Origin of the sequence: Diplocloster hominis, from assembly GCF_032380655.1 — a bacterium.
Taxonomy (GTDB): domain Bacteria; phylum Bacillota; class Clostridia; order Lachnospirales; family Lachnospiraceae; genus Diplocloster; species Diplocloster hominis.
This window is the reverse complement of sequence record NZ_JAWDIY010000008.1, coordinates 157,094-169,390: the sequence shown is the minus strand read 5'-3', so window position 1 is coordinate 169,390 and position 12,297 is coordinate 157,094. Positions and strand designations below refer to the sequence as shown.

10 protein-coding genes are annotated in these 12,297 nt (G+C 47.9%); 7 read left to right on the top strand and 3 right to left on the bottom strand.

Annotated features, from left to right (window positions below; all coding sequences use genetic code 11):
- The first annotated feature begins 97 nt into the window (after nucleotides 1–97).
- The 7 genes from ABC831_RS09755 (at nucleotide 98) to ABC831_RS09725 (ending at nucleotide 9,056) form a co-directional block, all read left to right on the top strand.
- Nucleotides 98–1,171: an ABC transporter substrate-binding protein gene (locus tag ABC831_RS09755; RefSeq protein WP_343247955.1), complete on the top strand. Its 1,074-nt coding sequence runs from the start codon at nucleotides 98–100 to the stop codon at nucleotides 1,169–1,171.
- A 175-nt stretch (nucleotides 1,172–1,346) separates the two neighbouring features.
- On the top strand, nucleotides 1,347–2,840 hold the full coding sequence (locus tag ABC831_RS09750) for a sugar ABC transporter ATP-binding protein (protein WP_425524579.1): 1,494 nt from the start codon (nucleotides 1,347–1,349) through the stop codon (nucleotides 2,838–2,840).
- Between the two features lie 14 nt (nucleotides 2,841–2,854).
- On the top strand, nucleotides 2,855–3,940 hold the full coding sequence (locus ABC831_RS09745) for an ABC transporter permease (protein WP_425524578.1): 1,086 nt from the start codon (nucleotides 2,855–2,857) through the stop codon (nucleotides 3,938–3,940).
- Nucleotide 3,941: 1 nt separating this feature from the next.
- Nucleotides 3,942–5,012 carry an ABC transporter permease subunit gene (locus tag ABC831_RS09740; protein ID WP_343247952.1) on the top strand — a complete coding sequence of 357 codons (1,071 nt, stop codon included), beginning with the start codon at nucleotides 3,942–3,944 and terminating at the stop codon, nucleotides 5,010–5,012.
- A 259-nt stretch (nucleotides 5,013–5,271) separates the two neighbouring features.
- Nucleotides 5,272–6,348 carry an ABC transporter substrate-binding protein gene (locus ABC831_RS09735; RefSeq protein WP_343247951.1) on the top strand — a complete coding sequence of 359 codons (1,077 nt, stop codon included), beginning with the start codon at nucleotides 5,272–5,274 and terminating at the stop codon, nucleotides 6,346–6,348.
- Nucleotides 6,349–6,736: 388 nt separating this feature from the next.
- Nucleotides 6,737–7,159, top strand: coding sequence for a BlaI/MecI/CopY family transcriptional regulator (locus ABC831_RS09730; protein WP_343247950.1), 423 nt, complete (start codon nucleotides 6,737–6,739; stop codon nucleotides 7,157–7,159).
- Nucleotides 7,160–7,238: 79 nt separating this feature from the next.
- A complete protein-coding gene (locus ABC831_RS09725) occupies nucleotides 7,239–9,056 on the top strand; it encodes a BlaR1 family beta-lactam sensor/signal transducer (RefSeq protein ID WP_343247949.1) in 1,818 nt (605 codons plus the stop codon).
- An 81-nt stretch (nucleotides 9,057–9,137) separates the two neighbouring features.
- On the opposite strand, the gene ABC831_RS09720 is transcribed toward ABC831_RS09725, so the two are convergent.
- The 3 genes from ABC831_RS09720 to ABC831_RS09710 form a co-directional block, all read right to left on the bottom strand.
- Nucleotides 9,138–10,112 carry a penicillin-binding transpeptidase domain-containing protein gene (locus tag ABC831_RS09720; RefSeq protein WP_343247948.1) on the bottom strand — a complete coding sequence of 325 codons (975 nt, stop codon included), beginning with the start codon at nucleotides 10,110–10,112 and terminating at the stop codon, nucleotides 9,138–9,140.
- 1,214 nt (nucleotides 10,113–11,326) lie between these two features.
- Nucleotides 11,327–11,923 carry a recombination mediator RecR gene (gene recR, locus ABC831_RS09715; protein ID WP_158351080.1) on the bottom strand — a complete coding sequence of 199 codons (597 nt, stop codon included), beginning with the start codon at nucleotides 11,921–11,923 and terminating at the stop codon, nucleotides 11,327–11,329.
- A 17-nt stretch (nucleotides 11,924–11,940) separates the two neighbouring features.
- Entirely contained in the window at nucleotides 11,941–12,297 is a 357-nt protein-coding gene (locus ABC831_RS09710; RefSeq protein ID WP_343247947.1) for a YbaB/EbfC family nucleoid-associated protein, read from the bottom strand.

Sequence of the window (12,297 nt, the reverse complement as noted above, 5' to 3'; positions counted from 1 at the left end):
TGTGAGTTATCTGCATGGATTTACTGTCTGATCAGATTTAAGATAGAAACATCAAAAGAATAAATCTTTGAAACTCATAACAAAAGGAGGATTTTTAATGAAAAGGAAAATTTTAGCAGCTATGATGGCGGCGGCCATGGTAATCAGTTTGACAGCCTGCGGTTCGAAGACAGAGGAAGCGGCAGCCGATCCGGCTCCGGCGAAGACACAGGCTCCGGCAGCTCCGACAGCGGAAGCCCCGGCTGATGATGCAGGCGCAGCGGACGCGGCAGCTCCGGCGGCAGACTCCGGGGAACTGATTAAGGTTGGTATCATTAACAATGATCCGAATGAATCCGGATACCGGACCGCTAACGATAAGGACATGAAGGAAATGTTCACCGAAGCGAATGGGTATGAAGCCTCTTTTGCTTACAGCCTTAAAAATGACGAACAGATTACGGCGGCACAGAAGTTCATTCAGGACGGTGTGGATTATCTTCTTCTGTCCGCTGCGGACACCGCAGGTTGGGATTCGGTTCTGAAGGATGCACAGGACGAAGGAATCCGGGTGATCCTGTTTGACCGTACGATCGATGCGGACCCCAGCCTTTACGAAGCTTCCATTGTCTCCGATATGGCCAAAGAGGGACAGACGGCGGTCGACTGGCTGAAAGGGCAGGGATTCAGCGAGTATAATATCATCCACCTTCAGGGAGTTATGGGTTCCGCGGCGCAGCAGGGACGTACCGGCGCTCTGGATAAAGCAGTCAAAAATGACGGTTGGAAGCTGGTTACACAGCAGACCGCAGAGTGGAACGCGGAAAAGGCTCAGCAGATCGTTCAGTCCGTGATTGATTCCGGAGAATCCTTTAATGTCGTTTACGCAGAAAATGACGATATGGCCAAAGGTGCAGTAGCCGCTCTGGATAAAGCGAATATTTCCCATGGTGTCGGCAAAGACGTCATAATTATGGGATTTGACTGCAACAAATGGGCTTTGGAAGAACTGCTGAACCAGAATTGGAACTACGACGGACAGTGTAACCCGTTCCAGGCTTCCTACATAGATGAGATCATCAAAACCATCCAGGGCGGCGGAACGATCTCCGAAAAAACGATCATCATGGATGAGAAAGGATTCGACGCTTCTACCATTACTCAGGACGATGTAGATAAATACGGGATCTAAATCCTTAAAAGCTGGGCTACCATAAAGTACATAGTAAGCTTTAGTTAAGTTCATGGTTAAGAAAGTGATATAAGCGCGGCGCAGCGTAAACGAAGATTCGACGCTTGCTCTGCGCTTATTTTAAAAAAGAATTGAAGGGGTGAATACACGTTTGAATGAGAAACCCATACTGGAAATGAGAAATATTTACAAGAGTTTTCCCGGCGTACGCGCTTTACAGGGAGTGGATTTTACACTGCGGGAAGGGGAGATCCATGCGCTGATGGGCGAGAACGGTGCGGGAAAGTCGACCTTGATTAAAGTTCTGACCGGGGTTTACGGAAAAGATGAAGGCCAGATTTTCCTGAACGGAACGGATAAGGCGGCAGTCATACGTTCTCCGCAGGATGCCCAGAAGCTGGGGATCAGCACTGTCTATCAGGAAATTACCCTCTGTCCGAATCTTTCGGTCGCTGAGAATATGTACATAGGCAGAACCCACAGTCTGTATCAGAACTGGAAAAAAATCAATGCGGATGCGGATAAGATGCTTGCGGCGCTCGACATCCCCGCCAAAGCGGCACAGCAGCTGGCCAGCTGTTCGATTGCGGTCCAGCAGATGGTCGCCATCGCGCGGGCCGTGGATATGGACTGCAGAGTGCTGATCCTGGATGAGCCCACTTCTTCCCTGGATGAACAGGAGGTGGAGAAACTTTTCGTCCTGATGCGTGATCTGCGCGCCAGAGGCGTTGGAATTATCTTTGTCACCCATTTCCTGGATCAGGTGTATGAGGTGTGCGACAGGATTACGGTTCTGCGTGACGGAAAGCTGGTAGGCGAATATAAAATCAAGGATCTTCCCCGGGTTCAGTTGGTTTCCAAGATGCTGGGCAAAGAGCTGGACGATATGTCGGATATCCGGGGCGGACATGAGGATTATGAGGCGGATGATACATCGGTTCCTGTGTTTGAGGCAAACGGCCTGGTAAGCAACGCCGGAATCAAACCGTTTGATTTTACGATCCGGAAAGGTGAAGTGAACGGCTTCACCGGATTGCTGGGTTCCGGCCGCAGCGAATGCGTCCGCGCGATCTTCGGCGCAGACAGGGTACTGGGCGGAACGGTAAAGAAAAACGGCAAAACCATAAAGATATCGAAACCCATCGACGCCATGAGAAGCGGAATCGCTTACCTGCCGGAAGACCGCAAGGTGGACGGTATCATAGGCGATCTGTCGGTGAGGGAGAATATTATATTAGCTCTTCAGGTGCTTAAGGGATTCTTCAAGCCCTTTACCAGGGCAGAGGCCAACAAATTCGCGGACGATTATATCAAGCTTTTGGGGATCAAGACAGCCTCCGCCGACACACCGGTCAAGTCCCTGTCCGGCGGTAATCAGCAAAAGGTCATTCTGGCCCGCTGGCTGCTCACCAACCCGGAATATCTGATCCTGGATGAACCCACCCGCGGGATCGATGTGGGGACCAAAGTCGATATACAGAAATTAGTGCTGAAGCTGGCTTCCGAAGGTATGAGCATTACGTTCATCTCCTCTGAGACGGACGAGATGCTGCGAACCTGTTCACGTCTGATCGTGATGAGGGACCGCAAGGTCGTAGGTGAGTTGTCGGGCGAAGAGCTGACCCAGAATATGATTATGAGCACCATTGCCGGAGGTGAGAAAGAATAATGGGGAATCAAGAAATGAAAAAATCAAAAGTATCTGAATTTTTTGGAAGTCTGTTCAGACGGCAGATCTTTATTCCGATCGCGGCTTTGCTGCTGCTTGCCCTGTTTAATCTCATAACCGATCCCTCCTTCTTCAAGATTTCACTGGGCTATAACAGCGCGGGTGATCCTGTATTGTCCGGTTACCTGATGACGATCCTGGATTATGGTTCTGAGTTAGCGATTCTCGCCATCGGCATGACGCTGGTCACGGCTGCCACAGGAGGTCAGGATATCAGTGTGGGCGCTGCGATCGCCATCAGCGGGAGTGTGATTCTGCGGGTCCTCTGCGGCACGAATTCCAGACCGGAGACCCTTCAGGCGCCGATAATCGTGGCTTTTCTGATCAGCTGCCTGGTGGCTATGCTGTTTGGAGCGTTCAACGGGACGCTGGTGGCGTATTTTAAGATCCAGCCCATGGTGGCAACGCTCATTCTGTTTACAGCCGGGCGTTCCATCGCCGCCTGGATCAATAATAACGAGCTTCCGATCATCAGCGATCCCGCGTTTAGTTATTATGGGGGATTTATTCCTGGGATTCCGATTCCGACGCCATTTTTCATCGCAGTGGCCTGTATGATCGTAACTGCGCTCCTTCTGCGGTTTACGAATCTGGGCTTATATGTACAGGCGGTGGGTATCAATGGAAGTTCCTCCCGGTTAAATGGTCTGAATCCCGCCGTCATCAAGTTTATGACCTTTGTGATTCTCGGCCTGTGCGTGGCGGTGGCCAGTCTGATCAAGGTAAGCCGTCTGTCTTCCATCAATTATTCGGTCATCGCCAAAGATATAGAGATGGATGCCATTCTCGCCGTCGCGCTGGGCGGCAACGCGTTAAGCGGCGGTAAATTCAACATGGCCGCCTCGATCCTGGGCGCTTATGTGATTCAGTTCCTCACGACCACGCTCTATAAGTTCAATGTACAGTCCGATGCGCTCTCCGCTTACAAGGCTGTGGTGGTAATCCTGCTGGTCGTTTTAAGCGCGCCGGTGGTGAGGGATGGCCTCTCCGGCTTCTGGAAGAAATTAAAGTCAAAATCACACGGAAAGGAGGCCGCTTAATATGCCGTCATTCAAAAAGTCAACATCCGCCGGGAAACAGCCGGGCGGTAAAACGAACCGTATCACCGACACGAACCTGCTGCTGATTATTACTATCGTGGTTTTCTTTGTCATGTATATCGGCGCGATTCTGCTGCAGGGAAAGGGCTTTTTAAAACCCCAGACCTTTTTCAACATCCTGAACGCGAATGCCGCGTTGATCATAACTTCCTGTGGAATGAGCCTGGTCATGATCACCGGCGGCATCGACATCTCCGTTGGAGGCGTTGCGGCACTGGTGAGCATGTGCTGTGCTGTTTATCTGGATTTCCATGGCGGAAATGTGCTGGGCGCGGTAGCCATCGCACTGGCGATCGGTCTTGCATTTGGACTGGTACAGGGATTTCTGGTCGCCTACCTGGATATCCAGCCGTTTATCGTATCGCTGGCCGGAATGTTTTTTGCCCGGGGCATGACGACGATCGTCAATACGACCCCCTTTAATGTGGCCAACGAGCAGTTTGTCGCCGTAAAGGAAACCCGTATCCTGGTCCCCGGCGTCGGTTCCGTAAATAAACTCGGGAACTTCGTAAATGCCTATATTGAAATCGGCGTGGTGGTCGCGATATTGGTTGTAATCATACTGTTCTGTGTTCTTCGATGGGCAAAGCTGGGCCGCAGCTTTTACGCGGTCGGCGGCAATAAGACAAGTGCGCTGATGCTCGGGATCAATGTGAAAAGAACAAAATTCCTCTCCCATTTGATCTGCAGCCTTCTGGCCGGTATCGGTGGGTTTGTATATTTCATGCATGTAGGCTCCGGTTCCGCCTCACACGCCAGCGGGATGGAGATGAATGCCATCGCTTCGTCCATCATCGGCGGCACCATGCTGACCGGAGGGGTAGGCAATATCATTGGTACTTTCTTTGGTGTGCTCTCCCTCAGCACCATACAGAATATAGTATCATCGGCCGGACTGGATCAGGCCTGGTGGACAGGGATCACCATCGCCGCCATGCTCTGCCTGTTCCTGATCGTCCAGAGTATCGTCATGAGCCGTAAAAAAAAGAGTTTGAAAACAAAAACGGAATAGAGCAATTGTATTCGTGATTCTGAAAAGAGGAAGCCACAAAGCATACGGCTGCCTCTTTTTAGCCGCTTTTCAGACCGTTTCTGTGTACCTGGTGGACGGTATGGGGCAGGTAATGCAAAAAATATTTATGAGGGGCTTCCGAGTGCCACAATTTTTTAGTATACTTGAAAGGGTAGAATATAGGGTTTCTGAGTGTTATCTACAGTATCTTATTTGGGTCAGTCTAAGGAAGGTTCTATTGGGGAGGGTATGATTAAGAATGAGAAAAAAGTTGACCGGATTCATAATATTATCAGCGTTGTGCCTGCTGGCAATGGGCTGTGGACAACGGAACATTTCCAAAAGTGAACCTGCAGGCATACAAGAGGAAGTGTCAAGCGACCGGATTATCGTAGGTTTTTCACAGCTCGGCGCCGAATCTGACTGGAGAACCGCAAATACGGAATCCATGCGCTCCACATTTACGGCGGAAAACGGATATGAACTGCTCTACGAAAATGCGCAGCAGAAACAGGCCAACCAGATTATGGCGGTCCGCACCTTTATCCAGCAGGATGTAGATTATATTGTGCTTGCTCCCGTGATCGAGACAGGATGGGACACTGTTCTCCAGGAAGCGAAGGATGCCGGGATTCCTGTTATCATCGTGGACCGTATGGTGGATGTATCCGATGACCGCTTATTTACCTGCTGGGTGGGCTCAGATTTTGAGTTGGAAGGGATGAAAGCCGCCGAATGGCTGAATCAGTTCGCAACGGCAAAGGGCATTGTCCCGTCCGATCTTCATATTGTAAATGTCCAGGGTACCCTCGGGGCCTCCGCTCAGATCGGGCGCACCAAAGGTCTTATGGATGCAGAAAAGACGAACGGCTGGGACCTGATGGCCCAGGCCACAGGTGATTTCACCCAGGCAAAGGGAAAGGAAGTGATGGAATCCCTTTTAAAACAATATGATAATATTAATGTCGTTTATTGTGAGAATGATAATGAAGCCTTTGGTGTTATAGAAGCAATCGAGGCCGCCGGCAAGAAGGTCGGTTCCGATATCTATGGCGGTGAGATTATGGTGATTTCTTTTGACGGTGTCAATAAGGAAGCCATGAATTATATTTTAAAAGATAAGATCACCTGCATCATAGCGTGTAATCCCCTTCAGGGTCCTCTTGTTCAGTCGGTTATAGAAACTCTGGAAGAGGGCAAAACGCCCGATAAGTTCTCCTACATCGACGAAGGAATGTACGCGCATGATGATACTGTCCCGTCTGTAATCGTTGACGGTACGGAGTATCCTGTAACCGTAGTCACCCAGGAAACGCTGGGCAAACGCGGTTATTGATAAAAAGTGTCTTCGGCACTTCAACTCCCCAGCCCCCATTCATGGGGGATTTAGGGAGTTTTTTTTATGACCGGAAAATCACTTCAATGATAATACTGAAAAGCATCAGGAATACATACGGGAAAAATCATTCTTGACTGTCTCTTTCTTAAGGCTTACAATATTACATATTACATATGTAAGCATTATCCAGGAGGTCACAGGTAGAATAATCTAAAGCGTTACCTATTTTGCAGCTTCGGCTGCCCTTCTGCCCGCAGGGCATGCATTAAGTTACTTATCAAGTATACCTTTTGGTGCACTCATGCTGCGAACCTGCTGGAAGTCACAAATTAAGGCGGCAGCAGTATAATTATATGTGCGGTAAAATGCACGCATGGAGGAAAGAATGAAAGACTTACCACGGATATCCGATGCAGAATTAGAAGTGATGAAGATCGTATGGAACTGTGCACCTATCAGCACGACGGAAGTGATCGAGCGGCTCACAGCCACCACCAAGTGGAGCCCGAAAACCATTCAGACCATGCTTCTGCGTCTGGTAAAAAAAGGCGCACTCACTTATGAAAAAAGCAGCCGTGTATTTGTATATTCTCCGGCAGTGGCCAGAGAAGATTACGTCAACCGGGAAAGCGAATCGTTTCTCAATCGCTTTTACGGCGGAACTTTACGTTCTATGGTTGTCAATTTTCTGGAAGAAGAACGTCTATCTCCGGAGGAGATCGAAGAGTTGCGGCAGCTTCTAGAACAGAACCAGACCCATACCCAGAGCGGGAAATCCGCCGCCGGCAGTAGAGAAATTAAAGGTTGAATAAGATATTCACCCATACCTATATGTGCTGGAACACGCACAAATGGAGGAAACTATGTATGTCCTGCGATTTTTTATAATGAATCTGATACTCAGTGTTCTTTTACTAGCATTTCTGGGTATCCGCCGGCTTCTGTCCCGCTATTGGACCGCCGGATACCGTTACGCCCTTTGGGTTATCCCTGCCGCTGCCCTTCTGGTTGCTCTGCTCCCCTTCCGTCTGTTCCCGGCTTCTAATGCATCAGCCATAAGAAATTCGTATCCGTCAACCGACATCGCCGCCACGTCCGCTAACCGTGATCAAAGTCCTCCTGTTAACGGCGATTGGCTTCAGGATTTTACAGAAGCACTGGAGCGCCCGGATATGGCTGGTTTGAACCAGGGTATTGCGGTCCTATGGTGCCTGGGCATGATAACCGCCCTGGTATTCTATGTACTGGCACATATACAGATAAAAAAGATCTGCCGCAATTCCCATGCCCCTGATTCCAGGATTCTAGAGCTTTTCTACGGTAGTAAAAGGGAGTTGGATATCCACCGTAACGTTACATTACTGATTTCCGGGCAGGTGTCAACACCGCTAATTTATGGCGTTATACATCCCTGCCTGATCCTACCTTCCTGTCTTGTAAATGAGGGGAGTAATAAAGATGATAATGAAGATATCCGTTTTATTCTGCTTCATGAACTGACACATTATAGAAATCATGACCTTATTTACAATCAAATCCTCTTGCTGCTCAGTCTTCCCTATTGGTTCAACCCCATGATCCATATCGTTATCCGGGAGTTTCGGTCCGACCGGGAATTATACTGCGACGCCTGCCTTTTGCATGGAATGCGGCCCAGCGACCGCTTGAAATATGGCCATACGATCCTGAATTTTGCAGCCGGAACCAGTCGCTTTCTCTATCATCCTGTCACCACAGGTTTCTCCGGAACAAAAAAACAGCTCACCCGCAGAATCAAACAGATCGCCGCTTATCGGGTACCATCCGGTCATGACCGGCTCAGGAACGTGATCTCTTTTCTGCTGATCACACTTTTCCTGGCGGCTCAGCTTCCGTTCCTAAATGCCCAGGCGGCCGGCGGTTCGGCTGAGACTTTTTCCGTCTCCATACCGCCTTCTGCCGTTGGGTTTTCCATTCCTTCAGTCCCTGCATCCAACTCTTCTTCCCTTCTGGATGTACATGACTATTTCCGGGGCCTTGACGGCTGCATGGTATTGACCGATCTCAACTCCGGTCAATACAGGATCTACAATGAAGAAAAAAGTACCCGGCGTATCTCCCCGGATTCCACTTATAAGATCTATTCCGCGCTCAACGCATTGGAATCAGGAATCATTACACCGGAACAGAATACACTGTCCTGGAATGGGCGTTCTTATCCTTTCCCGGACTGGGAAAAGGATCAATCCTTCCAAACTGCTATGCAATACAGCGTAAACTGGTACTTTCAGGCACTGGATCAGGCAGCCGGTCTGGAGAATCTGCAAAGCTTTTATCGCAAAATCGGTTACGGTAATCAGGACCTCTCCGGCGGCACCGACCGTTACTGGCTGGAATCCTCACTTGCCATTTCTCCGCTGGAGCAGACCGAATTGCTCAAATCCTTCTATATGAATGAATTCGGCTTTCAACCGGAAAATATCGCTGCTGTAAAAGAAGCTCTCAGGCTATCTTCCAGTTCCCTGAACACGTTGTCCGGAAAGACCGGAACCGCAATGGTTAATGGGGTCTATGTATCCACTTGGTTTGTCGGTTATGTGGAAACTCCTGATAACACCTGGTTCTTTGCCACGAATATTTCCAATGCTGATAACGTGGGCGGGAATACTTCCGCTAAGGTGACGCTGCAGGTGCTGGAAGATATGGATATCTATACTTCTGACTGATCTATGCGTCAAACCGGATGACGGAAACATCGTTTTATTTTAATGAAACATCGCTTTATTTTAATTTCGCTGTGAAAGCTTTTATTTAAAATATTGATGTATAATACGCGTGGCTTTGTTTTTAGCATCGGCACCGGAAATACGGCTGCCCTTCGCAGCAGTCAGACGGACTGCAAAATAGTTGGTTTCCTCTCCATTCACTGCCATTCCCACGTACCAGGCATTGGCATGATTCCCGTTTTGGCCTGTCCCGGTTTTTCCATAGATACGGATACCACACTGGTCCTCATCCTCGGTCTGCATCAGCTCCCGAAGCATCGATATGTGTTCTTCCCGGAATTCCGTATTTCCATCGAAGATTCTGGCCAGTACTTCTGTCTGTTCCCGTGCGGATATTTCCAGAGAGGATTCCAGCCAGAAGCCATTCAGTTGTTCTGTACCTCCATTTACTGACCCGTCACCTTTCCATTGGCTGATATCACAGTTGCCGTAATGAAGGGCATCCACCCATTTTTTAACCTTCTCCTGTCCAACCTGGTCAAGAAGTTTGCGGTAATACCAGACACAGGATTTCTGAAATGCTTCCTTAAGATTTAAGTCCTGATTCCAGGCAGTATTCACGTAAATGGTCCCATCATATCCCATCTTCGATTCCTCTGACTCAACTACGCCTTCTTCCAGTCCGATCAGCGTGGAAACCACCTTGAATGTAGAACATGGAGAGACACGTACCGAGGCCATCTCTTCCTGGTATATATGATATGTGTTTGTCCTGCTGTTATAAAATACGGCGCAGCCGGTTTGTCCCTCAAAACAATCACTGTAATCTTCCTTTACAATAACAGGACTTTCCGGGGCGGTACCCTCATGTTCTGTATTTTCTGTCGGCTCTGTACTCTCGTGATCGGCAGGCAGGACCCCCTTGTCCCTTTCTATCCTTTCATCAGGCACTGCAGATGAGGGGTCCTCTGCAGACGCAGCAGTCCGGCTGCATCCTCCGCAAAATGTACCAAGACAGATAGCCAAAAGTACTATTATAAAACTGGATTTATTCATAGGTATCCTCCTAATATGCCTTTTCCTCTTTTCGTGTATCTTTATATAAGCTGTAAGCTGATTAAATCAGATTGCATTTAATATATTGCATTTATTCATTTTAAAGAATCAATTATTAAACTAAATACAAAAACATACTTTATAAATCCCATTGTTTTATAGATCGCTTGCTTAATAGATATCTTGTCTATTTGTTCTCTAATTTATAACCTAATATATCTCATGCTCATAGATCTCTTGCTTTATAATACTTTTGTAATTTCTACTTAGGTTAGGATAACATTTCATCGTGGAAATTGGCTGGCTTTGCTTAAATACAGGGCATACAGAGATATCAAGTCATGCGCAATTTCAAGAAAGAACCCCCTTTTGCTTTATATATCTCTCATTTTAGATCTTTTATTTTTATTTCACTTATTTTAAATATTACAACTGTAAGTATTATAAGTCAATCCTAATCTTTCTGTTTCCAAAACATTTAACTTTTATGGTTTTCATGTTCATTTGATCCTTATCATTTCATGTTCATCTGAGGCTCTTATGGTTTCGTGTTCATCCGATCTTTATCGTTTCTAGTTCATTTGACCCTATAGTTTCATGTTCATCTGAACCTTATAATTTCTTATTCATCTGATCCTTATAATTTCTTGTTCATCTGATCCTTATAATTTCTTGTTCATCTGATCCTTATAATTTCTTGTTCATCTGATCCTTATAATTTCTTGTTCATCTGATCCTTATAATTTCATGTTCATTTGACCCTTATAATTTCATATTCGTCTGAACCTTAATTTCATATTCATCTGAACCTTAATTTCATGTTCATCTGATCCTTAATTTCATGTTCATCTGATCCTTAATTTCATATTCATCTGTACCTTATAATTTCTTGTTCATCTGATCCTTATAGTTTCATATTCATCCGGCTCTTACGGTTTCAAGTCCATCTGACTCTAATGGTCTCAATCATCTCGTCCCCAGTATAAGCCAATTATCAAACCGCATCATTTTTCATAGAAACGAATAGTGCCCGTCCACTATCATTACATAATGCATTTTCAGTGAACAGGCGCCGTAATAATCAATTCATTATATTAAAAAAAGCTTCTAACTTCCCCCAGTCAAATACCGAACCAAACTGTTCCCCCTAACACTTAGTCAGTATATCACTGCTGCTCATTCCAACGATATTCTCCCTGCTCCTACACCCAGACTCAGAGCTCCACCCGCCCCTCCAGGGCCCGCAGAAGCGTCACTTCATCAATATATTCCAGGTCGCCTCCCACCGGAACTCCGCTGGCAATGCGGCTCACCTTCACCCCGGAAGGCTTGACCAGCTTACTGATATACATCGCCGTCGTCTCTCCTTCCAGACTGGAATTGGTAGCGATGATCACTTCGCCCACATCCCCCTGGAGCCTGGCCATCAGCTCTTTTAGCTTGATATCGCTGGGACCGATCCCCAGCATCGGAGAGATAGCCCCGTGAAGCACATGGTAGACCCCGTCGTACTTACCGGTCTTCTCATAAGCCGCCAGGTCCCTGGTATTCTCCACCACCATGATCGTATGCTGATCCCGCTTCGGGTTACTGCAGATGGGGCACAGTTCCTGGTCGGTCAGCGTATAGCACTGCTTGCAGTAACGCACGTTGTTCCTGGCCTCCACCATGGTGTCGGCCAGCCGCTGTACATCCTCCACCGGCATATGAATCAGATGAAAAGCCAGCCGGCCGGCTGACTTTGCACCAATTCCCGGAAGCCGGGAGAGTTCTTCGATTAAGCGGTTAATCTGATTGCTGTATATATCCACGATATCCTCCACTCTCTCTAGAAAGGAAAACCGCCGCCCATTCCGCCCATACCACCGGTCAGCTTTGACATAGCCGCGCCGTTCGCTTCTTCTACCTGGCGGAGCGCTTCATTGGTAGCGGCTACGATCAGATCCTCCAGCATTTCGATATCTTCGGGATCCACCACTTCTTCGGCCAGTTTTACCTTAACCACTTCTCTTTTGCCGGAAATAGTCACTTCCACCGCTCCGCCGCCGGCCGCCGCGGTAAATTCCTTCGTTTCCAGTTCCTTCTGGTTCTCTTCCATCTGACGCTGCATTTTCTGTGCCTGCTTCATCAGGTTATTCATATTGCCGGGCATACCTCCGCCCGGAAATCCTCCACGTTTTGCCAT